Origin of the sequence: Streptomyces sp. NPDC048269, from assembly GCF_040652395.1 — a bacterium.
Classification (GTDB): Bacteria; Actinomycetota; Actinomycetes; order Streptomycetales; family Streptomycetaceae; genus Streptomyces.
Map to the genome: position 1 here is coordinate 256,458 of NZ_JBEZLW010000001.1, position 26,252 is coordinate 282,709.

At 70.1% G+C, this 26,252-nt stretch carries 20 protein-coding genes, 1 pseudogene and 1 riboswitch; of the genes and pseudogenes, 12 read left to right on the forward strand and 9 right to left on the reverse strand.

Going from position 1 to position 26,252, the window contains the following annotated elements:
• The first annotated feature begins 11 nt into the window (after positions 1–11).
• From AB0D48_RS01285 to AB0D48_RS01295, 3 genes are all read left to right on the forward strand, one after another.
• Positions 12–239: a DUF5326 family protein gene (locus AB0D48_RS01285; RefSeq protein ID WP_362389504.1), complete on the forward strand. Its 228-nt coding sequence runs from the start codon at positions 12–14 to the stop codon at positions 237–239.
• Positions 240–518: 279 nt separating this feature from the next.
• Positions 519–1,265 (forward strand): helix-turn-helix domain-containing protein, encoded by a 747-nt coding sequence (locus tag AB0D48_RS01290; RefSeq protein ID WP_362389505.1) that lies wholly within the window; start codon positions 519–521, stop codon positions 1,263–1,265.
• Between the two features lie 97 nt (positions 1,266–1,362).
• Entirely contained in the window at positions 1,363–1,812 is a 450-nt protein-coding gene (locus tag AB0D48_RS01295; protein ID WP_362389506.1) for an SsgA family sporulation/cell division regulator, read from the forward strand.
• A 62-nt stretch (positions 1,813–1,874) separates the two neighbouring features.
• On the opposite strand, the gene AB0D48_RS01300 is transcribed toward AB0D48_RS01295, so the two are convergent.
• On the reverse strand, positions 1,875–3,254 hold the full coding sequence (locus tag AB0D48_RS01300) for a YibE/F family protein (RefSeq protein WP_362389775.1): 1,380 nt from the start codon (positions 3,252–3,254) through the stop codon (positions 1,875–1,877).
• Between the two features lie 78 nt (positions 3,255–3,332).
• A riboswitch (TPP riboswitch) is annotated at positions 3,333–3,478 on the forward strand.
• Here AB0D48_RS01300 and thiC point away from each other — a divergent pair.
• Positions 3,472–5,259, forward strand: a complete 1,788-nt coding sequence (thiC, locus tag AB0D48_RS01305) for a phosphomethylpyrimidine synthase ThiC (RefSeq protein WP_362389507.1) — start codon at positions 3,472–3,474, stop codon at positions 5,257–5,259. (Overlaps the previous riboswitch by 7 nt.)
• An 85-nt stretch (positions 5,260–5,344) precedes the next feature.
• Here thiC and AB0D48_RS01310 read toward each other — a convergent pair whose 3' ends face one another.
• Positions 5,345–6,436 (reverse strand): glycosyltransferase, encoded by a 1,092-nt coding sequence (locus tag AB0D48_RS01310; RefSeq protein ID WP_362389508.1) that lies wholly within the window; start codon positions 6,434–6,436, stop codon positions 5,345–5,347.
• Between the two features lie 272 nt (positions 6,437–6,708).
• On the opposite strand from AB0D48_RS01310, the gene AB0D48_RS01315 reads away from it, so the two are divergent.
• Complete coding sequence (locus tag AB0D48_RS01315) at positions 6,709–7,506, forward strand: hypothetical protein (protein ID WP_362389509.1); 798 nt, start codon at positions 6,709–6,711, stop codon at positions 7,504–7,506.
• 28 nt (positions 7,507–7,534) lie between these two features.
• On the opposite strand, the gene AB0D48_RS01320 is transcribed toward AB0D48_RS01315, so the two are convergent.
• From AB0D48_RS01320 to AB0D48_RS01330, 3 genes are all read right to left on the reverse strand, one after another.
• On the reverse strand, positions 7,535–8,344 hold the full coding sequence (locus AB0D48_RS01320) for a hypothetical protein (protein ID WP_362389510.1): 810 nt from the start codon (positions 8,342–8,344) through the stop codon (positions 7,535–7,537).
• Positions 8,345–8,493: 149 nt separating this feature from the next.
• Complete coding sequence (locus AB0D48_RS01325) at positions 8,494–9,849, reverse strand: metallophosphoesterase (protein WP_362389511.1); 1,356 nt, start codon at positions 9,847–9,849, stop codon at positions 8,494–8,496.
• Positions 9,850–10,080: 231 nt separating this feature from the next.
• Complete coding sequence (locus tag AB0D48_RS01330) at positions 10,081–11,196, reverse strand: LacI family DNA-binding transcriptional regulator (protein WP_362389512.1); 1,116 nt, start codon at positions 11,194–11,196, stop codon at positions 10,081–10,083.
• A gap of 361 nt (positions 11,197–11,557) precedes the next feature.
• Here AB0D48_RS01330 and hisC point away from each other — a divergent pair, with 361 nt between their 5' ends.
• Entirely contained in the window at positions 11,558–12,637 is a 1,080-nt protein-coding gene (gene hisC / locus AB0D48_RS01335; protein ID WP_362389513.1) for a histidinol-phosphate transaminase, read from the forward strand.
• A 125-nt stretch (positions 12,638–12,762) separates the two neighbouring features.
• On the opposite strand, the gene AB0D48_RS01340 is transcribed toward hisC, so the two are convergent.
• Positions 12,763–13,131, reverse strand: coding sequence for a cyclophilin-like fold protein (locus AB0D48_RS01340; RefSeq protein ID WP_362389514.1), 369 nt, complete (start codon positions 13,129–13,131; stop codon positions 12,763–12,765).
• Positions 13,132–13,344: 213 nt separating this feature from the next.
• On the opposite strand from AB0D48_RS01340, the gene AB0D48_RS01345 reads away from it, so the two are divergent.
• Genes AB0D48_RS01345 through AB0D48_RS01360 form a run of 4 tightly spaced genes read left to right on the forward strand, consistent with a single transcriptional unit; the run spans position 13,345 to position 21,261 of the window.
• The gene (locus AB0D48_RS01345; protein WP_362389515.1) at positions 13,345–14,850 is read left to right on the forward strand and encodes a cytochrome ubiquinol oxidase subunit I; all 1,506 of its coding nucleotides are present in this window, start codon (positions 13,345–13,347) and stop codon (positions 14,848–14,850) included.
• A gap of 18 nt (positions 14,851–14,868) precedes the next feature.
• Positions 14,869–15,870, forward strand: a complete 1,002-nt coding sequence (gene cydB / locus AB0D48_RS01350; RefSeq protein ID WP_362389517.1) for a cytochrome d ubiquinol oxidase subunit II — start codon at positions 14,869–14,871, stop codon at positions 15,868–15,870.
• Positions 15,871–15,918: 48 nt separating this feature from the next.
• Positions 15,919–19,491 carry a thiol reductant ABC exporter subunit CydD gene (gene cydD, locus AB0D48_RS01355; RefSeq protein ID WP_362389519.1) on the forward strand — a complete coding sequence of 1,191 codons (3,573 nt, stop codon included), beginning with the start codon at positions 15,919–15,921 and terminating at the stop codon, positions 19,489–19,491.
• Positions 19,492–19,515: 24 nt separating this feature from the next.
• Complete coding sequence (locus tag AB0D48_RS01360) at positions 19,516–21,261, forward strand: GAF domain-containing protein (RefSeq protein WP_362389521.1); 1,746 nt, start codon at positions 19,516–19,518, stop codon at positions 21,259–21,261.
• Between the two features lie 40 nt (positions 21,262–21,301).
• Here the strand turns inward: AB0D48_RS01360 and AB0D48_RS01365 are convergent, their stop codons facing one another.
• The gene (locus tag AB0D48_RS01365; RefSeq protein WP_362389523.1) at positions 21,302–22,189 is read right to left on the reverse strand and encodes a Cof-type HAD-IIB family hydrolase; all 888 of its coding nucleotides are present in this window, start codon (positions 22,187–22,189) and stop codon (positions 21,302–21,304) included.
• A 122-nt stretch (positions 22,190–22,311) separates the two neighbouring features.
• Between AB0D48_RS01365 and AB0D48_RS01370 the strand changes: the two genes are divergently transcribed.
• Positions 22,312–23,217: an LLM class flavin-dependent oxidoreductase gene (locus AB0D48_RS01370; RefSeq protein ID WP_362389525.1), complete on the forward strand. Its 906-nt coding sequence runs from the start codon at positions 22,312–22,314 to the stop codon at positions 23,215–23,217.
• 551 nt (positions 23,218–23,768) lie between these two features.
• Here the strand turns inward: AB0D48_RS01370 and AB0D48_RS01375 are convergent.
• Together AB0D48_RS01375 and AB0D48_RS01380 are read right to left on the reverse strand one after the other, a co-directional pair.
• Positions 23,769–24,470 (reverse strand): annotated as a pseudogene (locus AB0D48_RS01375) (ATP-binding protein); the annotation flags it as partial.
• Between the two features lie 231 nt (positions 24,471–24,701).
• Entirely contained in the window at positions 24,702–25,241 is a 540-nt protein-coding gene (locus tag AB0D48_RS01380) for an RNA 2'-phosphotransferase (protein WP_362389527.1), read from the reverse strand.
• Positions 25,242–25,375: 134 nt separating this feature from the next.
• On the opposite strand from AB0D48_RS01380, the gene AB0D48_RS01385 reads away from it, so the two are divergent.
• A complete protein-coding gene (locus AB0D48_RS01385) occupies positions 25,376–26,152 on the forward strand; it encodes an aquaporin (RefSeq protein WP_362389529.1) in 777 nt (258 codons plus the stop codon).
• The last annotated feature ends 100 nt before the right edge of the window (positions 26,153–26,252 follow it).

Genomic DNA, 26,252 nt, shown 5'->3' on the forward strand with positions numbered 1-26,252 from the left:
GAGGACGAGCCATGGACGGCATCCGAGGGATTTTCGCAGGCATGCCCTGGTGGGTTAAGTGGGTCGCCGTTCCGCTGCTGGCGCTGTTCGTCTTCGGTGGTGTGATCACGAGCATCCTGGGCGCCCTGATCGGGATCGTCTTCAAGCTGCTCCTCTTCGTCGGCCTGGTCGGCGGCCTGATCTTCGTGGTGAAGAAGGTCAGCGGCCGCAGCACGAAGTCCTCCTCCGGTGAGTGGTAGAGGACTCGGCCCGGCACTCCCGGGATTGAGCCAGGCGGGGGAACATGACGCGCGAAACCGCTCACACTCCGGGAATCGGCGGATAGAGTGGCAATCTGTGCCGTTCCCTGGGCACCGAAAGCCGGTACCACCGCTCTGACCTGCGGTTGCGTTGATACGCCGCCGAGCACGACCCCCAGGAGTCACGGCATGTGCGGGGGCGGCCCCCGCAGAGCGGGCCACCCCAAGGCCCGCCGCCACGCCTGGGGGTGAGCTTTGTCTTCGGTTCCCAACGCCGGTGTGCCGACTCTGATCGGTTCGGTGCAGCGGGCGTTGAGACTGCTCGAAGCGGCGGGCTCGCACAGCGAGGGAGCCCCGGCGAAACAGCTGGCCCGCGAGGCCGGGCTCCCTCTGCCCACCGCGTACCACCTGCTGCGCACCCTCACGCACGAGGGCTATCTGCGCCGGGAGAGCGGAGTCTTCGTCCTCGGCGAGGCGGCCGGGCGGCTGGCCGGTGGGGGACTCCAGCAGAAACGTCGCAGCATGATCCTCGACTCGCTAGCGCACTTCCGCGACTCGGTCGGGGCCCCCGTCTACTTCGCGGTCTTCCGCGAGGGTGAGATCGAGCTCGTGGGCGTCTCGGACACCCCGGCCAGCCCGGCCTGCGAGGAGTGGGCCGACTTCCGCGAGACCGGCCACGCGCACGCCATCGGTCAGTGCCTGCTCGGCCAGCTCGACGAGAAGACGCGCAAGGACTACTACGACCGGCACCCGGTCGAGGCCATCACCCCGTACACCGTGGCCGATCAACGCTCCCTGGAACACCGGATCGGGTCCCTGGCGCGGCTGCAGCTGGTTACGGAGCGTCAGGAGTACGCCCTCGGCACCGTGTGTGCAGCCATCCCCATCACTGCCGGCGACACGGCCGCAACCATGGCGATTTCCCTGCCTCTGCACCAAGAAGGTCGGTTGCTGTATGCAGTCGATCGACTACGGAGTGAAGTAGGCGCGCTGTTGAGCACCCTCTCGTTCTCTATCAGTATCTGAAAACTCACTCCTTGTGATCTGCTAGCGCTTCCACCACCCTTGTCAAGAGGGCCCTGGGGGATCATTCCTGGCCACTTCCACTACAGCGGGGTAGGCAATGCGCGAGTCGGTACAGGCAGAGGTCATGATGAGCTTCCTCGTTTCCGAGGAGCTCTCGTTCCGGATCCCGGTGGAACTCGGGTACGACGCTCGGGACCCCTACGCAGTCCGCCTGACCTTCCACCTTCCCGGAGACGCGCCCGTGACCTGGGCGTTCGGCCGGGAACTCCTCCTCGACGGCATCAACAAACCGTGCGGCGACGGCGATGTGCACATCGCCCCGACCGATCCCGAGGACCTGTCCGATGTCCACATCCGCCTCCAGGTCGGCGGCGACCGGGCCCTGTTCCGCGCCAGCGCGGCGCCGCTCGTCGCGTTCCTCGACCGCACCGACCGGCTCGTCCCGCTCGGCCAGGAGCGCAACCTGGGTGACTTCGAGGAGAACCTTGACGAGGAGCTCGGCAAGATCCTGTCCGAATCCCGGCAGAACGAGCAGAACGCGGGCTGACACGCCCCCGCGCGCGCACTGACCAGCCGCGCCGGCCACGCTGCTCTTCCCGCAACAACCTTTCAGCGCTTGCGACGGCGGCCCCGGCCGCCACGGACCGGCCCCGAAGCCGGCCCGGCGACCGGGGTCCCCGGCCGGTCGGCGGAAACGACCAGAGCGGCCAGCGCCGTCGTCAGGGGAACCGAGGCCACGAGGCCGATCGAGCCCACGAGGGTCCGTACGATCTCCACCGCGACCAGCTCGCTGTTGGCCACCGACCCCATGCTGCTGTTCGCGATCGAGAACAGCAGGAGCAGGGGGAGTGCGGCACCCGCGTAGGCCAGTACGAGTGTGTTGACCACCGACGCGATGTGGTCACGGCCGATCCGGATGGCCGCCCGGTAGAGGGCGCGCGACCCCATCGACGGGTCGGCCTGGTGGAGTTCCCAGACCGCGGAGGTCTGGGTGACCGTCACGTCGTCGAGCACGCCCAGCGATCCGATGATCACGCCCGCGAGCAGCAAACCGCTCATGTCGATTTCCGGGTAGAGCCCGTGGATCAGGCCCGTGTTGTCGTCGGTGTTGCCGCTGAGGAACGCCCAGTCGATGAACACCGAGCCCAGCAGCCCGATGAGCAGCAGCGAGACGAGCGTGCCGAGGACGGCGACCGAGGTGCGGGCGGTCAGACCGTGGCACATGTACAGGGCGATGAGCATGATGGCGCTCGCGCCGATGACCGCGACGACCAGCGGATTCGAGCCCTGCAGGATGGCCGGGAGGATGAAGAGGGTCAGCACGCCGAAGCTGATGACCAGCGCGATCAGAGCGAACAGCCCGCGCATCCGGCCGACCAGGACGACCGCGACCGCGAAGATCCCGGCCAGCAGCGCCATGGGGAGCTTGCGGTTCACGTCGATCACCGAGTACTGGAGGTCCCGGGGCGCATCCGGCGCGTACGCGACCACCACCTCCTGGCCGTCCGCCAACTGCCGTGGCGCGCCCGGCTGGACGATCTCCACGAAGGTACGGCCCTTGTCCGGGCCGGTGCCGACCTCGACGGTGGCCTTCTTGCACTCGCCGGTCTGCGCCGCCTTGGCTTCGCGGCCCTCGGGAGTGGATGTGTCACCGGTGGGCGGCACCTGTGAGGCGTTCACCGATTTGCAGTCGACCTGTTCGAGCGAGACGACCGTGCCCTGCTGCGTCTGCCGGTCGAAGCCCACCCCCGTGCGCTCGTGGGCAGGGGCTCCGCCCGGCCAGAGCACCGCCATGCCGATGAAGACGGCGGCGGCGAAGGGGATCAGAACGGCCGCGATGACCTTGCGCAGGTGCTTCGAGACGGGGGCCGCCGGGCCATGCCCGTGGCCGTGCCCGTGGGAATGGCCGGCAGGGTGCCCGGAACCCGCGTGTGCGTGGCCCGAGTGGCCGGTGGGATCCGTGGGCTCGGTGGGGGGCTGCGGCGAGATCGTCACCAGCAGATCATCGCAAGAGATGAGGGGGCCCACTGTTCAGCACGCCATAGATGACGCTAGCGTGGGGGCACCTTTGCACAACGCGGGAGCTCGGAGCACCGGGCTGAGAGGACGCTGATCACCGTACGCGCATCACGGATGCGTGCGGGAGGAGGCTGCGTCGACCGCCGAACCTGTTACCGGGTAATGCCGGCGTAGGGAGATAGGTCTCATGACCATTCAGGACGCACGCACGCCTGCCGTCAGCCAGGACGGCGACGGCTCGACCGAGCGCAAGCCGGGCTGGCACAAGGGCTACGTGGCGGGCTCCCGCCCCGACATCCGGGTGCCGGTCCGCCAGGTCCACCTCACCAACGGCAAGGACGTAACGCTCTACGACACGTCCGGTCCGTACACCGACCCCCAGATCGAGACCGACGTGCGCAGGGGTCTCGCGCCGCTGCGCGAGAACTGGATCATCGGCCGCGGCGACACCGAGGAGTACGCGGGACGTCCCGTGCGCCCCGAGGACGACGGGATCAAGCACACCTCGCCGCGCGGCGGGCTCAAGAACCTCGACGCGGTCTTCCCGGGCCGCCCCCGCCAGCCCCGCCGGGGCCGCGGCGGCGCCGCCGTCACGCAGCTCGCGTACGCCCGCCGGGGCGAGATCACCCCGGAGATGGAGTATGTCGCGATCCGCGAGAACGTCTCCCCCGAGGTCGTGCGCGAGGAGATCGCCGCAGGTCGCGCGGTGCTTCCGGCCAACGTGAACCACCCCGAGATCGAGCCGATGATCATCGGCAAGCGGTTCCTGGTGAAGGTCAACGCCAACATCGGCAACTCCGCGGTCACCTCCTCCATCGAGGAGGAGGTCGACAAGATGACCTGGGCGACCAAGTGGGGCGCCGACACGGTCATGGACCTCTCGACCGGCCGCAACATCCACACCACGCGCGAGTGGGTGCTGCGCAACTCCCCCGTCCCGATCGGCACCGTCCCGCTCTACCAGGCGCTGGAGAAGGTCGACGGCCGTGCCGAGGACCTGACCTGGGAGATCTACAAGGACACGGTCATCGAGCAGGCCGAGCAGGGCGTCGACTACATGACGGTCCACGCCGGCGTGCTGCTGCCGTACGTGCCGCTGACCGCCCGCCGCAAGACCGGCATCGTCTCGCGCGGCGGTTCGATCATGGCCGCGTGGTGCCTGGCGCACCACAAGGAGAACTTCCTCTACACGAACTTCGAGGAGCTCTGCGAGATCCTCGCGACGTACGACGTCACGTACTCGCTGGGCGACGGTCTGCGCCCCGGCTCCATCGCGGACGCCAACGACGCGGCGCAGTTCGCCGAGCTGAAGACGCTGGGCGAGCTGAACACGATCGCTAAGCGGCACAACGTGCAGACGATGATCGAGGGCCCGGGCCACGTCCCGATGCACAAGATCAAGGAGAACATCGACCTCCAGCAGGAGATCTGCGAGGAGGCGCCCTTCTACACGCTCGGCCCGCTGACCACGGACGTCGCGCCCGCGTACGACCACATCACGTCGGGCATCGGCGCCGCGATGATCGCCTGGTGGGGCACCGCGATGCTCTGTTACGTCACACCCAAGGAGCACCTGGGCCTGCCCAACCGGGACGACGTCAAGACCGGCGTCATCACGTACAAGATCGCGGCGCACGCCGCGGACCTGGCCAAGGGGCACCCCGGCGCCCAGGAGTGGGACGACGCGCTGTCGGACGCGCGGTTCGAGTTCCGCTGGGAGGACCAGTTCAACCTGGCCCTCGACCCGGACACGGCTCGTGAGTTCCACGACGAGACGCTGCCCGCCGAGCCGGCCAAGACCGCGCACTTCTGCTCCATGTGCGGTCCGAAGTTCTGTTCGATGAAGATCTCCCAGGACATCCGCCGTGAGCACGGCGGCGACCTGAAGGCCGAGGAGATCCAGGCGGGCATGGCGGAGAAGGCCGCCGAGTTCGCGGCCTCGGGCAACCGCGTCTACCTGCCGCTGGCCGACTGAGGCACCACCGCTCACACGCGAAGGCGCCGCTCCCCGGTCCGTCGGGCCGGGGAGCGGCGCCTTTCGGTGCCCGGGCCGGAGCCCGTCAGGCGACCACCTGGTACCCCGGGTCCACCTTGCTGCGCGCGAACGCGAGGTTCTCGGTGACCCGGTCACGCTGGGACGCAGGGAGTGGCCCGCCGTCCTGGAGGAGGCGCTCGCAGCAGTCCAGCGACTCCTGGTACTCACCGACCCAGTAGGCGGCCACGGCGAGTTCGTCGAGGGCGCGCCAGTCGTGCCAGTCGAACTCGACGAACAGGATGTCGGCAGGGCGGGGGATCCGCAGCGCCTCCCGGGCGAACATGTACGCCAGCGGCCATCGGCCTTCGAGGCGGCAGTAGCGGGCGAGGCTGCCGATCGCTTCGGCGCGCGAGGGACGGCTCTCGTGCGCGCGGAGGAAACGGTCCATCACCTCGGCCGAGGGCTTCTTGAGGTTCGCCGCGATCCGCGCCGCGTACAGCTGGGAGCAGAAGGCCTCCTCGACGAATCCGCCCATCGCCGCCCGGCGGTCGTATGCGGCGAGGGATTTCTCCGGTTCTCCCGCGTCGCGCCAGCTCTGGGCCAGGTAGAACGCGTAGCGGGCATTCTCGGGTTCTTTGATCAGCCCTTGTTCGAGTACCTCCGCGTCGCGCAGGTACTTCTCCCGCTCGCCCGATTGCCTGAGGCGTGCCCCGCCGCCGATGATGAGGATGTTGATGCCTTCGAGCACTCCGCTGCTGTGCCGGACTTCGCAGTCGATGTACTCGTGGAGCACTCCGACGTATTTCCACGGCAATCGGGTGGAGACCAGAGCGGGCCGCCAGTGGATGACGGGCTCGTGGTGCACCGCGAGGCTGTACGCGTCGAGAGTGAGGTCCGGCATGTGAAAGCCGGGCGGTACCTGCATCACGTCATCGGCATCGATGAACAGCAGGTAGTCCGCGCTGGAACGCGCGAGGTCGATCGCCTCGCTGCGGCTTTCGCCGAATCCTTTCCACGGCCGCTCGTGCAGAACTCCGGGCAGGTCACTGAAGAATTCCCGGATGATGTCCTGGGTGCCGTCCGTAGATCCGGTGTCCACGATCACCCATGTGTCGATCAAGGGGCGAACCGATTCGAGACAGCGCCGGATCACCGGAGCCTCATTCTTGACGATCATGTTCAGGCAGACTGTTGCTCTCAAGGATTCCATCCCCTGTGGTGATGAAAAACGACCGTGAGCCGACCGTAGGCCACGGTCCTTCCGTGCCGGGCGCGCGTCGCGCCCGCCACTTCGTAAAAGCCCCCATTGGGGGCGTACCGCTGGTCCGATAAGTGGACTTTCTCGCGGGGCGTCTCACCACTTGCAACCGCGATCCTCACGATGACCGAGGTGGCCCGATATGGCCCATCGCACATCGTTCGATCCGGTTTCGAGAAGGAGCGGCGTATATGAGCCCCGAGAACAGGACCAAGTCAACCCTTGGTCCGCTGCCCAGGCGGAGCAGTTGGCTGACTGGCGGCACCCTCGCTTCGCTGGCCCTGGTCGTGGCGGGCATCTCCAGCCCCGCGGTCGCCACGGCTCAGGCCATCCAGGCGAGCGAGACAGTCCGCGCGGCTGCCCCCACGGGCGACCGCTGCGAGTCGGACAAGCACGACTACGACCCGCGAGCGGCCGTCCAGGCCGGCCCGCGCGGTGGTGGTGGCGGCGACGACGACGAGTGCCGGCAGGGTCCGACGGGCCCCAGGGGTCCGAAGGGTGCCGACGGAGCCACGGGTGCCACCGGCGCGACGGGCGCCACCGGCGCGACGGGTGCGACCGGAGCCACCGGTGGGTCCACGTGTGTCGACATCGACTCCGTCCGGGACAACAACAGCCGCGAGTTCAAGGCGGTACTCCCCGGCGACGGCACTGCGTACGCGGGTATCCGCGGGCTCCAGGCGACCCCGGGACCCTGGACCTGGTACGACCTCACCACCAACGAGGAGGGCAACTACCCCGACGACGCCTGCGCGATCGCCATCAGCCATCAGGCCAACCAGCTGCTGGTCGAGGTGGTGACGACGGAAGGCGTGATCTGGGAGACCACCTGCGCCGTCAATCCGGGTCCCCTCACCCTCACCTGCGGCGGGGTGTGGACCGAGGCGGTTCCCCAGCCCGACCCGGATGACCCGGACGCCCGCCGGGCAGCCAACTCACCGCCGATCCGGCCGATGAACCCCAACTACCTGCCGAAGGCACTGAAGTAGGGGAAGCAGGGGGCGCGGCCGGGGGGAACTACTCCGGACCGTGTTCCGTGCCGCCGAAGTCCGGACTCGTGAAGTCCGGGGGCGTGTAGCCGGGCCGGGGCCCCTGTGACGGGGATCCCGGACTGGTGAAGTCGGGCCGGGTGTATCCCAGGTTGGGGATGCGCCCGGCCCCTGGCGTGCGGGGCGCCGGATGTCCCGGCCCCGCCGCCGGATCGGTCAGCGCATCGCGCAGGAACGGCATGATCCCCCGCTCCAGCAGCGCGTTCCGCCAGGCCTCCCGGGCCTGCGCGACCTCGTCGGGTATCGCCTCGGCCTCGTCCGCCGCCACCTCGGTCGCGCCGTTGTGGACGGCGGTCACCAGCAGGCCGATGACGGCGAAGATCAGGGCGGCGGCGGTGAGCACGCCGAAGAACGAACCCGCCGTCAGCATGGTCTCCGCGAAGGCCGGTTCGGGCTCGATCATCTTCAGGATGTAGCCCACGAGCAGGAAGATCAGCATGGCGGTGCCCGCCAGCACGGGTGCGAGGACCGCGATCACGGCGCCGAGGCCCGCGCCGCCCTGTCCGTCGTCGTCCTCGCCCGCGGTCCCGGGAGTGGAGAGGACCTCGTCGCGCCGTTCCTCGCGGAGCTTCACGTAGTGGTCGTACTCGGCCGCGGCCGCGGCCGTCAGCAGCGCGCTGGCCCCCAGGGCCATGGTGCGCAGTTGTTCGGCGTTCAGACGTTCGCCCAGGGTGGCGAGCTCGGGCCGGTCGTGTGCGGTGCGCAGCGCCTCGTCGAGGAGCCGATCGAACTCCGGCCGGTCTTCGGTCAGCAGGTGCGGAGCGCTGGTCATGTGCATCCCCCGATGCTCCGTGGAGGCCGGTTTGCCCGCGTAGACCCGGGCGCCGGCACAAACGGAGGAGAGCCTGCTACGGATAGAGCGATGGTAGAGGGATCACACCGCAGGTTGACAGGGGCTTTGCGGAAATACCCCCCTGGTGACAATCCTCAGTCGCGCAGCGGAAGTTGGACGACCAGCAGTTTGCCGGCCATCGTGACCCCGCCGTCCATCGCGATGGCGAGCCCGTCCGCGTACACGTGGGGCCCGTCCACCGCCTCCGGGCCGCGCGCCTCGTCGCCGTCCTCGGTGCCCACTTCGCCGAGGAGGTACGGGATGGGGCTGTGCCCGTGCACGACGCGGCTGCCGCCGTACGTGCCGAGCAGTTCGCGTACGGCCCCCGGGCCGGTCTCCTCGTCGCGGAAGGCGAACCGCTTGGTGAACTTGCGGAAGAGGTCCCAGGTGATGTCGGCGTCGTTGCGGTTGAGGAGCTCGTGGATGGTGTCGTTGACGTCCTCGATGGAGTCGCCGTAGTCCAGGTAGGCCGTGGTGTCGGAGTGCAGCAGCAGGTGGTCCTCCTCCAGGACGGCCGCGTCCAGGCGGGACATCCACTGCAGGTGTACGTCCTGCAGGCGCTCCATGTCGGTGCGCTGGCCGCCGTTGAGCAGCCAGGCGGCCTGGAAGGTGGCCGTGCCGGCGCCGGAGGAGACGGGGGTGTCGCCGAACCGCTTGGCGCCGATGAGCAGCAGCTCGTGGTTGCCCATGAGGGCCTTGCAGTAGCCGCCGGCGGCCGCGGCCTCGGCGGACAGCCGCATGACGAGGTCGATGACGCCGATGCCGTCGGGGCCGCGGTCGGTGAAGTCGCCGAGGAACCAGAGCCGGGCGTTGCCGGCGGACCAGCGGCGCTCGGTGTCGATCAGGCCCTGGGCGTGGAGTTCGGTGACGAGCTCGTCGAGGTAGCCGTGGACGTCGCCGACCACGTAGAGCGGGCCGGGACCGGCGGTCGACGCCTCTTGGGGGACGTACTGGACCTGGACGGTGTCGCCGGGGCCGCCGAGCGCGCCGCGGCCGATGACGGGCAGGTCGCGGTGGGTCGGGGTGTAGCCGTCGAAGCCGTCGTCCTCGGGGTCCACGGGGGCCTCGGGCTCGGCGGGTGCGTGCGCCTCGTGCGGCTCATGGGCCTTGCGAGGCTCGTACGCTTCGTGCGCCAGGCGAGGCTCGTACGCGTCGTGGGCCTCGCGCGGTTCGTACGCCTCGCGCGCATCGTGGACGGCGCGCGCCTCGTTCACGTCGTGATGCGGGACGGGCGGTGCCACGGGCTGTGCGTTCGCCGGAGGCGCGTAGCCGGGCTGCGCGGGCACGCTCAGCGCGCCGTCCTCGTAGTACGCCGGGTACTCGCCGTACACGGGGGCCTCACCGGGAAGCCCGTTGGATACGGCGTACGGAGCGGGTTCGGTGACCGGAACCCGGAAGTCCCGCAGCGTCTCCGTCCGCATCGCGGGTCCCTGACCGGCCCCCTGAGTCATCGACCCCTCCACCACCGTCGCGCTGCCGTACACCTGCGGACCCTCCTGACCTCCGGGGAGGAGGGTCCGTGATGTCGTGCGCCCATCATAGGAATGCGGCTCGCGCTGTGTGACGCACCAGGGGTGGTGAATCCTGTCCGGAGCCGATGGTTCCTACCATTTTCTCCCGATATCGGTGTTCTGAAATCCTCGGCGGAGCCAACGACCCCGCCCGTGGGGTGGTGCGGCGACTCAGTCCTGGGCCGGAGACCGGGGCGGGCTGACGGTCGTACGGGGCTGCCTGCGCTGTGACGACGTACGGATGATGAGCTCGGTCGGGACGACCTGTTCGACGGGGCGTCCGGTGTCCACTCCCTCGATCGCGTCGATGAGCAGCTGCACCACGGCGGTGCCGATGCGGCGCGGTTTGAGGGAGAGGGTGGTGATGGGCGGTTCGGTGTTGGCGTACACGGTGGACTCGCTGCAGCACACGAGCAGCAGGTCCTCGGGGACGCGCAGGCCGTAGCGCCGGGCGGCGGCGAGCAGGTCCGTGCCGTTGGGGTCGAAGAGCCCGTACACGGCGTCGGGCCGGTCGGGGCGGGCGAGGAGCCGGTCGGCGGCCACGGCGCCCGCGCAGGGGTCGTGGGCGGGGTAGGACTCGTAGACGGGGTCCTGGCCGACGCGTTCGCACCAGTTGAGGTAGGCGGTCGTGGAGAGCCGGGTGTAGGTGTCGGTGGTGGTGCCGGTCAGCAGCCCGATCCGACGGGCGCCGGCGGCGGCGAGGTGGTCGAGCAGGCCCAGTACGGCGGCCTCGTGGTCGTTGTCGACCCAGGCGGTGACGGGGAGGGAGCCTGCCGGGCGGCCGTCGGAGACCACGGGCAGGCCCTGGCGGACCAGTTCGGTGACGACGGGATCGTGGTCGGAGGGGTCGATGACGACGGTGCCGTCGAGGGCGACGTTGGACCACACGTCGTGTCGGGAGGTGGCGGGGAGGATGACGAGGGCGTAGCCGCGGGCGAGCGCGGCGGAGGTGGCGGCTCTGGCCATCTCGGCGAAGTAGGCGAATTCGGTGAAGGTGAAAGGTTCATCCCCGTACGTCGTCACGGTCAGGCCGATGAGGCCCGACTTGCCGGTACGGAGGGTGCGGGCGGCGGCGGACGGGCGGTAGCCCAGCCGGTCGGCGACCTCGCGGACATGGCGGCGGGTGGCGTCCGGCAGCCGCCCCTTGCCATTGAGCGCGTCGGAGACGGTTGTGATGGAGACGCCCGCCGCGGCGGCCACGTCCCTGATGCCTGCCCGGCCCTGTCGGCCGGCGGCCCGCCGGGTGGTCTCGGTCCGGCTCACCTGATGCTTCCCTGCTGGTGTCATGGCGAGCCGATAGTAGGGCTCGGTGGGGCGGGTGGTCTGGGTGCATATGCACGCGTTGACAGGCACGATTCTGCATGGTTCGCCACCCCCAATGACCTTGGAAATGAAGGCATTTGCTGGGCGAGGGCTGTCGTGAAGCTTGTCGGCGGGTACGAGCATGCCAAAGCGGTACGGTCTCGGGCCGGTCTCAACTCACCTGCACGAGGGATGCGCGCCACGGCGCAGGCCACCGGCGCGCGCATATATGCGCGCGCTCCCCCGCATTCCAGGCGCCCCCATTCTCGGCAGAGCGGAATCCTCATAAGGTGAGCAGTATTGAGTCGACGGCGACGTCGTACGGGACGGTCGAGGAGGACCTGCGGTGAGCGAGAAGAGCCCGAAGCTGCGCGCCGAGCTGGATGGCATTCCCACATACAAGCCCGGCAAGCCGGCGGCCGCGGGCGGGCCCGTCGCGTACAAGCTGTCCTCGAACGAGAACCCGTACCCGCCGCTCAACGGGGTGCTGGAGAGCGCGGTCGCGGCGGCCGGGAACTTCAACCGTTACCCGGACATGGCCTGCACCGGCCTGGTGAACGAGCTCGCGGAGCGGTTCGGGGTGCCGGTCGAGCACATCGCCACCGGCACCGGCTCGGTGGGTGTGGCCCAGTCGCTGATCCAGTCGACGGCCGGCCCGGGCGACGAGGTCATCTATGCCTGGCGCTCTTTTGAGGCTTACCCGATCATCACGCAAATCTCGGGTGCGACCTCCGTGCAGGTCCCGCTGACCGAGGGCGATGTGCACGACCTGGACGCGATGGCCGAGGCGATCACCGAGCGGACCCGGCTGATCTTCGTCTGCAACCCCAACAACCCCACGGGTACCGCCGTGCGCCGCGCCGAGCTGGAGCGGTTCCTGGACCGGGTGCCGTCGGACGTCCTGGTGGTGCTGGACGAGGCCTACCGCGAGTTCGTGCGCGACGCGGACGTGCCGGACGGCATCGAGCTGTACCGCGACCGCCCGAACGTCTGTGTGCTGCGTACGTTCTCCAAGGCGTACGGGCTCGCCGGCCTGCGCGTCGGCTTCGCGGTGGCGCACGAGCCGGTGGCCGCGGCGCTGCGCAAGACGGCGGTGCCCTTCGGCGTCAGCCAGCTGGCGCAGGACGCGGCGGTCGCCTCGCTGCGCGCCGAGGACGAGTTGATGGGCCGCGTCGGCGCGCTGGTCTGCGAGCGGAACCGGGTGCACGAGACGCTGCTGGCGCAGGGCTGGACGGTCCCGGACACGCAGGCGAACTTCGTGTGGATGCGGCTGGGGGAGCGGACGGCCGACTTCGCGGCGGCCTGCGAGAAGGCCGGTGTGGTGGTCCGGCCCTTCGCGGGCGAGGGCCTGCGGGTCACGATCGGTGAGACCGAGGCGAACGACCTCTTCCTGCACGCGGCGGAGGCGTTCTTCAAGGAGCTGTAGCTCCCCCGGCGGACTGCGGACTGCGGACTGCGGACTGCGGACTGCGCACCAGGTACTTACCCGAGTTCCGGGCGCCGTGTTCCGTCGCGTCATGTGAGTTCCGCGGGTTACGCGAGTTCCGCGCTTTACGCGAGTTCCACTCGCACGGGGTCGCCGTCGCGGACGGTGGCCAGCAGGCGGGGGTCGCCGTCGAAGGAGCCGAGCACGTTGCACGGGCTCGCCAGGCGGCTCTCGCCTCCGCGCGATATCGGTGTGGGGCCGTAGGGCAGCGCGAGCGCGTCGCCCTCGGTCCAGAACGCGACCGTGCCGGGCTCGACCACCTGCCGGGCGTCGTGCTCCAGGGCCACGGAGACGCCGGTGTCGAAGTAGACCTCTTCGCCCCAGGTGTTCGCGGAGGCGGAGATCGGAAGGGCCTCGGCCAGCGCCTTGCTGGTCGGGGTCTCGTCGAGGGTTGCGGTGAGCTGTCCGGCGGGCCAGGAGATTCGAATCTTCATGAGCACATTCAACAATCTGTTGAATTTCTTGGCTAGAGGGGATCCGGAGGGGGCCTGGAGGGGACCCCCCTGTGAAGGGTCGAAAACAGGTGCGCAATAATGCTTGTGAATGTGAACGCGTTCACAAGCGTGTCCTGCTTCCTCCCGTTACGGGAGGGAACCCGCCAGGCAGACTGCGGCTGTGACCCACGGCGACGACAAGGAGAAGACGACGTGGACCTAGCTTTGGCGCCGGAGACATTGGCGCGCTGGCAGTTCGGCATCACCACCGTCTACCACTTCCTCTTCGTTCCCCTGACGATCTCGCTCGCGGCCCTCACGGCCGGCCTGCAGACCGCCTGGGTGCGCACCGAGAAGGAGAAGTACCTCAGGGCCACGAAGTTCTGGGGCAAGCTTTTCTTGATCAATATCGCGATGGGGGTCGTCACCGGCATCGTCCAGGAGTTCCAGTTCGGCATGAACTGGTCCGACTACTCGCGATTCGTCGGTGACATCTTCGGCGCCCCGCTGGCCTTCGAGGCGCTGATCGCCTTCTTCTTCGAGTCGACCTTCATCGGTCTGTGGATCTTCGGCTGGGACAAGCTGCCCCAGAAGATCCACCTGGCCTGCATCTGGATGGTGTCCCTCGGCACGATCCTGTCCGCCTACTTCATCCTGGCGGCCAATTCCTGGATGCAGCACCCGGTCGGGTACCGGATCAACGAGGAGCGCGGCCGGGCCGAGCTCACCGACTTCTGGCACGTGCTCACGCAGAACACCGCGCTCACCCAGTTCTTCCACACCATCACGGCCGCCTTCCTGGTCGGCGGTGCGTTCATGGCCGGCATCGCCGCCTTCCACCTGGCGCGCAAGAAGCACATCCCCGTGATGCGGAGTTCGCTGCGGCTCGGCCTGATCGTCATGATCATCGCCGGTATGGGCACGGCGGTGAGCGGTGACCTGCTCGGCAAGGTGATGTTCAAGCAGCAGCCCATGAAGATGGCCGCCGCCGAGGCGCTCTGGAACGGCGAGGCGCCGGCTCCCTTCTCCGTCTTCGCCTACGGCGACGTCGAGAAGGGCCACAACAAGGTCGCGATAGAGATCCCGGGCCTGCTGTCCTTCCTGGCCAACGACGACTTCACCTCCTTCGTCCCGGGCATCAACGACGTCAACAAGGCCGAGCAGGAGAGGTTCGGCCCCGGCGACTACCGGCCCAACATCCCGGTCGCCTACTGGGGCTTCCGCTGGATGATCGGCTTCGGCATGGCCTCCCTCGGCGTCGGAGTGCTGGGCCTGTGGCTGACCCGCAAGAAGTTCATGCTGCCGCCGGGTCTGCGCACCGGGGAGGAGGAGGTTCCGAACCTGGTCCTCTTCAAGAGCGCGCTGAGCCCGAAGTTCGCCAACCTGTTCTGGATCGTCGCGCTCTGGACGATGGGCTTCCCGCTCATCGCCAACTCCTGGGGCTGGATCTTCACCGAGATGGGCCGCCAGCCCTGGGTGGTCTACGGAGTCCTGCGCACCCGGGACGCGGTTTCGCCGAACGTCTCCCAGGGCGAGGTGCTCACCTCGATGATCGGCTTCACGCTCCTGTACGCCGTGCTCGCCGTCATCGAAGTCAGGCTCCTGGTCAAGTACGTCAAGGCAGGTCCGCCCGAACTCACCGAGGCCGACCTCAACCCGCCCACCAGGATCGGCGGGGACGACAAGAACCCCGACCGGCCGATGGCCTTCTCGTACTGAGGCTGAGGAGACCACACCATGCAACTTCACGACGTCTGGTTCGTACTCATCGCCGTCCTGTGGACCGGCTACTTCTTCCTGGAGGGCTTCGACTTCGGAGTCGGCGTACTGACCAAGCTGCTCGCCCGCGACCGCACGGAGAAGCGGGTACTGATCAACACGATCGGACCCGTGTGGGACGGCAACGAGGTCTGGCTGCTCACCGCGGGCGGCGCGACCTTCGCCGCCTTCCCCGACTGGTACGCCACCCTCTTCTCGGGCTTCTACCTGCCGCTGCTCCTCATCCTGGTCTGCCTGATCATCCGCGGTGTCGCCTTCGAATACCGGCACAAGCGGGACGAGGACCGCTGGCAGACCAACTGGGAACACGCGATCTTCTGGACCTCGCTGATCCCCGCGTTCCTCTGGGGCGTGGCCTTCGGCAACATCGTGCACGGCGTGAAGATCGACCAGAACAAGGAGTACGTCGGCACCTTTCTCGACCTGCTCAACACCTACTCGATCCTCGGTGGCCTGGTCACGCTCACCCTGTTCACCTTCCACGGCGCGGTCTTCACCTCGCTCAAGACGGTCGGTGACCTCCGGGACCGCTCGCGCACGCTGGCGACCCGGCTGGGCGCGGCCACGGCCGCACTGGCCCTGGTCTTCCTGGGCTGGACCCAGGTCTCCAGCGGCGACGCCAAGAGCCTCGTCGCGATGGCCATCGCGGTGATCGCACTGGTCGGGGCCCTCGCCTGCAACCGGGCGGGCCGCGAGGGCTGGTCGTTCGCACTGTCCGGGATCACCATCGCGGCGGCCGTCGCGATGCTCTTCCTGACGCTGTTCCCGAACGTCATGCCGTCCTCGCTGGACGACGCCTGGAGCCTCACGGTCACCAACGCCTCGTCCAGCCCCTACACCCTGAAGATCATGACGTGGTGCGCGGGCGTGGCCACGCCGCTCGTCCTGCTCTACCAGGGATGGACGTACTGGGTGTTCCGCAAGCGGATCGGGACGCAGCACATCGTCGACGTGCACTGAGGCCCGACCCCGCCCCTCCCGCCTGACCTCCCCTGGGGGATGTTTCACGTGAAACCGATCGACCCGCGCCTGCTCCGGTACGCCCGTTCCACCCGCCTCTTCCTGGCGGCGGTGGTGACACTGGGCCTCGCCGGGGCGGGGCTGGTCGTCGGTCAGGCGATGCTCATCGCCGAGATCGTGGTCGGCGCCTTCGAGGAGGGGCTCGGCGGGGCGGAACTGCGGACGCCCTTGCTGCTGCTCGCGGCCGTGGCGCTGGGCCGCGGCCTGATCGCCTGGCTGACGGAGCTGGCCGCGCACCGGGCCGGTGCGGCGGTCAAGTCGGAACTGCGCGGCAGGCTGCTGGACCGGGCCGCCGAGCTGGGCCCCGGCTGGCTGACCGGCCGGCGAACCGGTTCGCTGGTGGCACTGGCCACCCGCGGGGTGGACGCGCTCGACGACTACTTCTCCCGCTACCTGCCCCAGCTCGGGCTCGCGGTGGTCGTGCCGGCCGCGGTGCTCGCCCGTATCGTCACCGAGGACTGGGTGTCGGCGGCCATCATCGTGGTCACCCTCCCGCTGATCCCCCTGTTCATGATCCTCATCGGGATGGCCACCCAGTCCCGCATGGACCGCCAGTGGCGGCTGCTGTCACGCCTGTCGGGGCATTTCCTCGATGTGGTGGCCGGCCTTCCCACGCTGAAGGTCTTCGGACGGGCCAAGGCGCAGGCCGAGTCCATCCGCAAGATCACCGCCGACTACCGGCGCGCGACGATGCGGACCCTGCGCATCGCCTTCCTCTCCTCCTTCGCCCTGGAGCTGCTGGCGACCCTGTCGGTGGCTCTGGTGGCGGTGACCATCGGCATGCGGCTGGTCCACGGGGAACTCGACCTCTACACCGGACTGGTCATCCTGATCCTGGCGCCCGAGGCGTACCTGCCGTTGCGGCAGGTCGGCGCGCAGTTCCACGCGGCCGCCGAGGGACTCGCCGCCGCGGAGGAGATCTTCGAGGTGCTGGAGACCCCCGTCGCGCGTCCGGCCGCCGGTGGGGCCCGGCTGCCGAGCGCCGCTCCCCTGCGCATCGAGTTCGACGGCGTCCGCGTCCGGTACGAAGGCCGGGGCCAGGATTCGCCCGGCCCGGTCTCGCTGACCGTCGAGCCGGGGGAGTGCGTGGCCCTCACCGGACCGAGCGGAGCCGGGAAATCCACACTGCTCCAGGTGCTGCTGGGGTTCGTGACGCCGACCACGGGGCGCGTACGGGTGGCCGGCGTGGACCTGACAGAACTGTCCCGGGAACAGTGGAGGGGGCAGATCGCCTGGGTACCGCAACGCCCGCACTTGTTCGCCGGAACGATCGGGGAGAACGTACGGCTGGCCCGGGCAGGGGCCTCCGACACGGAGGTGGCCCGGGCATTGAAGGACGCCGGAGCCTGGGAGTTCGTGACGGCGCTGCCGCGCGGGGTGGAGACCCCCCTGGGCGAGGGCGGTGTGGGACTGTCCGCCGGACAGCGCCAGCGGCTGGCCCTGGCGCGGGCGTTCCTGGCGGACCGGCCCGTGCTGCTGCTGGACGAGCCGACCGCCGCGCTGGACGGCGAGACCGAGGCGGGGGTGGTGGACGCGGTCCGGAGGCTCGCCGTGGGCCGGACCGTGCTGCTGGTCGTGCACCGGCCGGCGCTGCTCGCCGTCGCCGACCGGGTGGTCCCGATCGCGGAGACCGGCTTCGCAGCGGCGGGCGGCGCCACGGCGAAGCCGCTCCCCCGTCCCGCCGGCACCCGGGCCGAGGCCCCGGCCCGGGCCACCTCCGACGGCGGGGAGTGGATCCTCGGAGCCGCGCCAGAGCGGGCGCGGGCCGGGGGCGGGAAGGACTCGGGCGGAGCCGATCCGTTGCGCCGGGTACGCGCGGTGGCCAAGGCCTGGCAAGGGCGCTTCAGGCTCGGACTGCTCCTGGGCGCGCTGGCGGTCGGGTGCGGCGTCGGGCTGATGGCGGTGTCCGGCTGGCTGATCTCACGGGCCTCCGAACAGCCGCCCGTGCTCCATCTGATGGTGGCGGTCACCGCCACCCGGGCCTTCGGGATGGGGCGGGCCGTCTTCCGGTACGCCGAGCGGCTCGTCTCGCACGACGCCGTCCTGCGGATGCTCGCCGACCTGAGGGTCTCCGTGTACCGGCGGCTTGAGCGCATCGCCCCTGCGGGGCTGCGCGAGCACCGGCGCGGAGACCTGCTGGCCCGGCTGGTGGCCGACGCCGATGCACTCCAGGACTACTGGCTGCGCTGGCTGCTGCCCGTCGGTACCGCGGTGCTCGTCGGCACCGGCTCGGTCGCCTTCACCGTCTGGCTGCTGCCGGAGGCCGGAGCCGCTCTCGCTGCCGGGCTGCTCGCCGCCGGCGTCGGCGTTCCGCTGGTGAGCGGAGCATGCTCCCGGCGCGCCGAGCGCCGACTCGCTCCTGCCCGGGGTGAACTCGCCACCCGGGTGGCCGATCTGCTCACCGGCACAGCTGAGCTGACCGTCGCCGGGGCGCTGGAAGACCGCAAGGGCAGGGCCCGGGAGAGCGACGGCGTACTGACGCGCATCGCCGCGCGCGGCGCCGCCGCGGGTGGCCTGGGTAGTGGGCTGTCCGCCCTGGTGTGCGGGCTGACCGTCGTGGCGGCTGCGGCCACGGCGGCGGACGCGGTGCACGACGGGCGGCTGTCCGGGGTGGCCATGGCCGGCGCCGTGCTGACGCCGCTCGCCGCGTTCGAGGCGGTCAACGGCCTTCCGCTGGCCGTCCAGTACCGCCAGCGGGTGCGCCGCAGCGCCGAGCGGGTTTACGAGGTGATCGACTCCCCGGTTCCCGTCGCCGAGCCGGAGCGGCCTGCTGCGGCACCCGGCTCGCCCTTCCCGTTGCGGCTGACGGGGCTCGCGGCTCGCCATCCGGGCCAGGAACGTGACGCGCTGCGGGGCCTGGACCTGACCTTGGAAGCCGGCCGTCGCGTCGCCGTCGTCGGCCCCTCGGGCTCCGGCAAGACCACACTGGCCCAGGTCCTGCTGCGTTTTCTGGACCTGCGCGAGGGCGCGTACACCCTGGGCGGGTCCGACGCCCGCACGCTCGACGGTGACGACGTGCGCGCGCTCGTCGGGCTCTGCGCCCAGGACGCGCATCTCTTCGACAGTTCGGTACGGGAGAACCTGCGGCTGGCCCGGACCGGTGCGAGCGAGGAGGAGCTTCGGGAGGCGCTGGCCGCGGCGCGGCTGCTGGAGTGGGCCGACGGACTGCCGGACGGGCTGGACACGCTGGTCGGCGAGCACGGTGCGCGGATCTCCGGAGGCCAGCGCCAGCGCCTGGCCCTGGCCAGGGCGCTCCTCGCGGACTTTCCCGTACTGGTGCTGGACGAGCCGGCCGAGCACCTGGACCTGGCCACGGCGGATGCGCTTACGGCGGACCTGCTGGAAGCGACCGAGGGCCGGACCACCGTCCTGATCACCCACCGGCTGGCCGGACTGGAGGCGGTCGACGAGGTGCTCGTGCTCGACGGCGGGGAGGTCGTCCAGCGCGGGTCGTACGCGGAGCTGGCCGCCATCGAGGGGCCGCTGCGGCGGCTGCTGGAGCGGGAACGGGAAGCGGACGGGACCGTGGCCGACTTCCTCCAGGCCGACTTTCCCCGCTAATGGGGACTAACTAGTCTCAAGGGCATGTCACTGCAGGAGCCGCAGCAACCGCAGGAACCGCGGGAACCGTCACCTGGAACCCCGGACCCGCTGGGGGCCGCCACCCAGGCCGCCAGGAGCCTGCAAGGACTGTCCACCGAGCTCACGGCCCGCGTACCGCAACTGCTGGAGGCCATGAGGTCGGTCGGGACCGGGCTCGAGCTGCATTCCACGCTGGACCGCATCTGCGAGACCGCGGCCGAGCTCGCGCATGCCCGCTACGCGGCGATCGGCGTCGTCGACACCGAGGGCCGTGGGCTTTCGGACTTCGTCACGTACGGGATCAGTCCCGAGCTGGCCCGGAAGATCGGTCATCGGCCGGACGGGAAGCGGGGTCTTCTGGGGGCGTTGATCTCGCACTCCGACACCGTGCAGCTCGACGATCTGACGAAGGATCCGCGTTCGGCGGGCTTCCCTGCGCACCATCCGCCGATGAAGACCTTCCTCGGTGTCCCGATCCGGGTGCAGGGGGAGATCTTCGGCAACCTGTACCTCGCCGAGAAGAACGGCGGCGGCGCGTTCACCGACTACGACGTCCACATGGTCCGGGTGCTGGCGACCGAGGCGGGTATCGCCATCGGCAACGCCCGGCTGTACGAGGCCGCCACTCAGCGCGAGCGCTGGATCGACGGTTCGGTGGCCGTCACCACCGCCTTGCTGTCCGGCGGGGACGCCGACGACGCCCTCGCGGTGGTGGCCGAGCAGGCCCGTCATCTGGCCGACTCATCCGCCGGCATCGTGATGCTGCCGACCGAGGACGGCGGGATGGAGATCGTCGCCGTCTCCGCAGAGAACCCGGCCACCTCGCTCGGCGTGGTGATCCCTGCCGAGAGCCCGGTGGTGGACAGGCTGCTGCAGGGCGAGCCCGTCTTCGTGGACGACGCCGCGTCCGACTCCCGCATGGCCAGCAAGCTCACCAGCCCGTACGGGCCCTGCATGATGCTTCCGCTGCAGAGCGGCGGCCGGGTTCTGGGCGCCCTGGTCACTCCCCGGACCCGCGGCAAGCGCCCGTTCACCGAGGCCGAGCGGACCCTGGCCACACAGTTCGCCTCCCAGGCCGCGCTCGCCCTGATGATGGCCGAGGCGCAGCGCGACCGGGAGCGCCTCGCCGTGTTCGAGGACCGCGACCGGATCGCCCGAGACCTGCACGACCTGGTAATCCAGCGGCTGTTCGCCACCGGGATGATGCTGGAGGGGGCCCAGCGCCGGTCCATCGTCCCCGAGGTCCGTGACGGGGTCGGCAAGGCCGTGGACGAGCTGGACGTGACGATCCAGGAGATCCGCACCGCGATCTTCGCGCTCCAGCAGGGCCCCGCGGAGGCACCCTCGGGGCTGCGCACCCGGGTGCTGCGGGAGATCAACATGGCCGCCGTGCCGCTCGGCTTCAAGCCCGCGCACCGCTTCCTCGGCCCCATCGACGCGGTCGTCGGCGAACTGGTGGGCAAGAACCTGATCGCCGCGCTGCGCGAGGCGCTGTCCAACGCGTTCCGCCATGCTGACGCGTCCCGGATCGAGGTGGTCGTGGATTCCACGGTCAAACTGGCGGACGGGCGCCCCGGGGTCCGGCTGGAGGTCGCCGACGACGGGGTGGGCATCCCCGACGGCGGACGGCGCAGCGGGCTGCGGAATCTGCGTCGGCGGGCCGAAGCGCTGGGCGGCGCGAGCTCGTACGGCCCCGGCATCGGCGAGGGCGGCGGCGGGACCACCCTGGTCTGGGAGGCCCCGCTCTAGGGCGCCCCAGGAAGGCTTTGGTTCCAGAGCGGTCGCTGCCCTAGAGCAGTTGCTGTGCGATCCGGTCGGCCACGAGGTGCTCGATGACGACGGCGACGCCGTCCTCGTTGTTGGCGGTCGTACGGCCGGACGCGGCCGCGATCACGTCCGGATGGGCGTTGCCCATTGCGTACGAGGTGCCCGCCCAGCTGAGCATCTCCACGTCGTTCGGCATGTCTCCGAAGGCGACCACCTCGGCGGGGGAGATGCCGCGCTCGGCGCAGCACATCGCCAGCGTGCTCGCCTTGGAGACGCCCTGTCCGCTGATCTCCAGCAAGGAGGTCGGGCTGGAGCGGGTGATCGAGGCGAGCTCGCCGGCGGTGGAGCGGGCCAGGGCGAGGAACTCGTCCGGGGCCAGCTCGGCGTGGTGCGCGAGCAGCTTGAGCACCGGTGCGGCGCTTTCGTCCGTGTCCTCGTGCAGCAGTTTCTCGGCGGTGGCGACGTTGGCGCCCGGGTCCTGGAAGAACGGCGGGTACGTCGGCTCGTAATTGATGCCGGTGGTCAGCTCGACCGCGAAGGAGGTGCCCGGCGCCGCGGTCCGCAGAGCGTCCACGACGGCCAGGGCGGCAGCTCTCGGGAGGGCTCTGACCTGCACGAATTCCTGTCCGGCATGGAGGTCGACGACCGCCGCGCCATTTGCACAGATCGCGAGGCCGTGGCCGTGGACGTGGTCGCTGACCACGCCCATCCAGCGGGCCGGGCGTCCGGTGACGAAGAAGACCTCGATGCCGGCCTCCTCGGCGGCCGCGAGAGCGGCGACCGTGCGGGGCGAGACGGACTTGTCGTCGCGCAGCAGGGTGCCGTCGAGGTCGGTGGCGATGAGCCGGGGCATGGGGGTGGGCCCGTCCGGGCACTGGGGAGCCGAGGTCACCGCTCCATCTTCGCCCATCGCCCGCGGAGGGCCGGACCATCTGCGGCCCCACCCGGGCCGGCGGCCCGATGTTTCACGTGAAACATCGGTGGGAGGCGATGTTTCACGTGAAACACGAAGGCCGCCGTAGGCTCGAACGCATGAGTCTGAGTCTGAGCACGGTGATCCTCCCGGTACGTCGATGGCATGAAGGGGGTCGTGACCAGTGGGTACGGGCGGAGACGCTCGGGTTCCACACCGCCTACACCTATGACCACCTGTCCTGGCGGAGCTTCCGCGACGGGCCGTGGTTCGGCGCGGTGCCCACCCTGACGGCGGCGGCCGGGGCCACGGAGCGGATGCGCCTGGGCACGCTGGTCACCTCGCCGAACTTCCGTCACCCAGTGACCCTGGCCAAGGACCTCATCTCCCTGGACGACGTCTCCGGCGGGCGCATCACCCTCGGCATCGGCGCGGGCGGCAATGGCTTCGACGCGACCGCGCTGGGCCAGGAGCCCTGGTCCCCGCGTGAGCGGGCCGACCGCTTCGCCGAGTTCGTACCGCTACTGGACCAGCTGCTGACCGAGGGCGCGGTGAGCTCGCAGGGCACCTTCTACTCCGCCGAGGAGGCCCGCAACATCCCCGGCTGCGTGCAGCGGCCACGACTGCCGTTCGCGGTCGCCGCCACCGGACCGCGCGGCCTGCGGCTCGCCGCCCGCCACGGCCAGGCCTGGGTGACCGCGGGTGACCCGAAGATATTCGAGGACGGCACGCCCGAGCAGTCACTGGAGGCGCTGCGCCGGCAGATCGGAGGGCTGGAGACGGCTTTCGCAGAGATCGGGCGGGACTTCGAGCCGATGGAAAAGGTCCTGCTGACCGGCTTCACGCCCGAACGCAGCACCATGCTGGAATCCGTGGACGCGTTCGTCGACTTCGCGGGCCGCCACCGCGATCTGGGGTTCACCGAGCTGGTGATCCACGCGCCGATCGCGGACTCCGACTTCGCCGCGGACGAGGCGATCTTCGAGAAGATCGCCGTGGAGGCCCTGGCCCAGCTGGACGGCTGATCCCCATGGTCGTCGCCGCTGCCCCGGGCGGGGAGCGGCGACGACCGACGGCAGCGGCGGGCTCAGGCCGTCAGCTGGGAGCGCAGACGCTCGGCGGACGGCAGGAGCCAGTCGGGCGCGGCGCCCTCCGGCAGCGCTTCGACCTCGTTGATCAGGGCGGAGACACTGGCCGCGCCCGCTTCCGCGTGGCCCCGCTCCTGCTCCGTCCAGGCGGCGTTGTTGAGGCACTGGAACCGGTCCCGCAGATGGTCCGGGCCGAGTTCCGCGTAGACCGCGGCAGCCCGGTCCCAGAGCTCGATCTCCTCCTGGCGCAGCGCCTCGATCTCCGCCTCGCTCAGCGACTGGGCCGATGCGGCCGAGCCGCTGTCCGCACCGGCCACACCGTCCTCGTCGTCCTCCTCATCGTCGAACGATTCCGCCTGCACGCTCACGCGCCGGTCGAGGACCTGCGCCAGCTGGTGCCAGGTCTGGGCGAGTTCGGCCCGGAGCCCGGGAGCCCCGGGATCCGTCGCCAGGGCCGTCTCCAGCCCCCCCCGGCGGCCGCGTCCATCAACGCGCCGGGCGGCGGGCGTGGGGAAGGGCCGGTCCCATACCGCGGGCCGGTCGGTGACGGGGCGCGGATCGCCGCCCGTGCCGTCGTCGAAGGTGATGTCGTAGGGCAGCAGGGAGCCGTAGTCGCGGGCGAGCTGCTCGACCTTGGCCGGGGCGGTCCATTCGGCGGAGCCGGGGCGGGCCTCCAGGACGACGGTGGTACCGGGTTCCGGGCGTGCCTCGTGGGGCAGTTCGCGCACGGTGTACGAACCGTCGTCCGTGGCCAGCCATTCGACGGGTGCGGCCTGCGGATCGCGGGCGGAGCGGGTGACGACGCGGATCTGGCGAGCCACGACGAAGCACGCGAGCAACCCGATGCCGAACTGGCCGAGGAACTCCCGGCGGGTGGTCTCCAGGGCTCGGATGTCTTCAGTGCCGTCGTTGCCGCGCTTGGAGCTGCGGCCGATGGTGGCGAGGAAGGAGTGGGCCTCTGCTGCGGTCAGGCCGATGCCGCTGTCCTCGATGGTGACCCGGCCGTCCGCCGCGGACAGCCGGATGCGGATCTGGGCCTCGGGGTCGAGGGCCTGGCGGGCGGTGACGGCGTCCACCGCGTTCTGCAGGAGCTCACGGACGTAGACGCGCGGGCTGGAGTAGAGGTGGTGGGAGAGCAGGTCGACCAGGCCGCGCAGATCGACCTGGAAGCTGTGGGGTGTGGACGTCATGGGGCGTCACCTCGCGTGCATATGGGGATGCTTCGGCGATCGTGAGGTCCCCCCCTCACAGATCCCGGAGTGGGGAACAAATTAGGTTGACGGTCCGACAATCTCTGTCGAATTCCCGCACCCGGAGCTGTCTGGGAAGCACCCGGACACGCCGCATACGCCGGGATTCGCGGGGGCACGCCGAGGTACGCCGACGTGCACCGGGGTGCGCCGAGGCGAGCTGCGGAGTCGCTACTGGAAGCGCAGGAACTGCGGCGGTACAGCGTCCACCAGCCACACCCCGTTGGCGCTGATCCGGAACACGTGCCCGGCGGCGCGCATCGCTCCCGCGTCGACGCTGAGCACGACGGGCCGGCCGCGGCGCGCGCCGACCCGGGTCGCGGTCTCCCGGTCGGGGGACAGGTGCACGTGGTGGCGGGCCATCGGGCGCAGGCCCTCGGCGCGGATCGCGTCCAGGGCGGCGGCGACGGTGCCGTGGTAGAGGTACGAGGGCGGTTCGGCCTCCGGGAGATCCAGGTCCACGGTGACCGTGTGGCCCTGGCTGGCGCGGATCCGGGTCCCGTCGACGGCGAACCGCTGCTTGTCGTTGGCGGCCACGACGTGGTCGAGCTCGGCGCGGCTGAAGGCGAAGCCGTGGGCGGCGGCCGCCCGCAGCAGATCGTTGATCTCCACCCAGCCGTGAGGGTCGAGCACCAGTCCGATCCGTTCCGGCTGATGTCGCAGGTGTTTCGAGACGTATTTGGACACCTTCACGGTGCGCCTGTCATCCATGACCCCAGCGTGCCCGGTCGGAGGGCCTTCCGGCAGGGATTTTTCACGGGCCCGCGGACGCCTGGACACCCTCTATCGCTCTTCCAAGATACGGAATACATTTTCCGCTGCCACTTCTGCCCAGGGGGAGAACCATGACAGCCCAGACCTCATTGCCACGCCGCGCGGCTGCCGAACTGATCGGCACCGCCGGTCTGCTCGTGGTCGTGATCGGCTCCGGAATCCAGGCCGCCGAGCTCAGCCGCGACACCGGTGTCGCCCTCATCGCGAACTCGGTCGCCTCCGCCATCGGCCTCGGGCTGATCATCACCCTCTTCGGGCCGCTGTCCGGCGCGCATCTCAACCCGGTGGTCACCCTCACCTCCTGGTGGTCCCGGCGTACCGGCGGGGAGGGGCTCGGCGGTCGGGAGGCCCTGGTCTACACCGCGGCTCAGACGGCCGGAGCCATCGGCGGCGCCGTCCTCGCGGAAGCCATGTTCGGCCGGACCCCCGGCACCTTCGCCACCCAGGTCCGCGACGGCGGCCACCTGCTCGTCGGCGAGGTCGTGGCCACCGCCGGACTCGTCCTCGTCATCCAGGGCCTCGCGCGCACAGGGCGCCCCAGGCTCATCCCGGCCGCGGTCGCCGCGTACATCGCCGCCGCGATCTGGTTCACCTCCTCCGGGTCCTTCGCCAACCCGGCCGGCACCATCGGGCGCAGCTTCAGCGACTCCTTCACCGGGATCGCCCCCCAGTCTCTCCCCGGGTTCGTCGCGGCCCAGCTGATCGGGGGGATCCTCGGCCTGGTCCTCGCCGGCCTGCTGTACGGATCCTCCCGGTCCCCGAAGTCCCTGACGGTGGAGACCCTGACCGAGACCGGGCCGGTGGACGGCGCCGTCCCCGCCAAGGCGGCGTACGAGACCATCGGCTGAGACGGGACCGTTGTTGCCCACAGGCAAACGGGACTTGTCCACAGCTGTTTGGGTGGGTTTTGACGGCAAACGCGCGATCCGCCCTGTGGACTACCGGCGG

What these genes read in the sequence shown, in the direction of transcription:
- AB0D48_RS01285 (WP_362389504.1), top strand. Translation starts at nt 12, where the DNA reads ATGGACGGCATCCGAGGGATTTTCGCAGGCATGCCCTGGTGGGTTAAG.
- AB0D48_RS01295 (WP_362389506.1), top strand. Translation starts at nt 1,363, where the DNA reads ATGCGCGAGTCGGTACAGGCAGAGGTCATGATGAGCTTCCTCGTTTCC.
- thiC (WP_362389507.1), top strand. Translation starts at nt 3,472, where the DNA reads ATGACCATTCAGGACGCACGCACGCCTGCCGTCAGCCAGGACGGCGAC.
- AB0D48_RS01310 (WP_362389508.1), bottom strand. Translation starts at nt 6,436, where the DNA reads ATGATCGTCAAGAATGAGGCTCCGGTGATCCGGCGCTGTCTCGAATCG.
- AB0D48_RS01315 (WP_362389509.1), top strand. Translation starts at nt 6,709, where the DNA reads ATGAGCCCCGAGAACAGGACCAAGTCAACCCTTGGTCCGCTGCCCAGG.
- AB0D48_RS01320 (WP_362389510.1), bottom strand. Translation starts at nt 8,344, where the DNA reads ATGCACATGACCAGCGCTCCGCACCTGCTGACCGAAGACCGGCCGGAG.
- AB0D48_RS01325 (WP_362389511.1), bottom strand. Translation starts at nt 9,849, where the DNA reads ATGACTCAGGGGGCCGGTCAGGGACCCGCGATGCGGACGGAGACGCTG.
- AB0D48_RS01330 (WP_362389512.1), bottom strand. Translation starts at nt 11,196, where the DNA reads ATGACACCAGCAGGGAAGCATCAGGTGAGCCGGACCGAGACCACCCGG.
- AB0D48_RS01340 (WP_362389514.1), bottom strand. Translation starts at nt 13,131, where the DNA reads ATGAAGATTCGAATCTCCTGGCCCGCCGGACAGCTCACCGCAACCCTC.
- cydB (WP_362389517.1), top strand. Translation starts at nt 14,869, where the DNA reads ATGCAACTTCACGACGTCTGGTTCGTACTCATCGCCGTCCTGTGGACC.
- AB0D48_RS01360 (WP_362389521.1), top strand. Translation starts at nt 19,516, where the DNA reads ATGTCACTGCAGGAGCCGCAGCAACCGCAGGAACCGCGGGAACCGTCA.
- AB0D48_RS01365 (WP_362389523.1), bottom strand. Translation starts at nt 22,189, where the DNA reads ATGGGCGAAGATGGAGCGGTGACCTCGGCTCCCCAGTGCCCGGACGGG.
- AB0D48_RS01370 (WP_362389525.1), top strand. Translation starts at nt 22,312, where the DNA reads ATGAGTCTGAGTCTGAGCACGGTGATCCTCCCGGTACGTCGATGGCAT.
- AB0D48_RS01380 (WP_362389527.1), bottom strand. Translation starts at nt 25,241, where the DNA reads ATGGATGACAGGCGCACCGTGAAGGTGTCCAAATACGTCTCGAAACAC.
- AB0D48_RS01385 (WP_362389529.1), top strand. Translation starts at nt 25,376, where the DNA reads ATGACAGCCCAGACCTCATTGCCACGCCGCGCGGCTGCCGAACTGATC.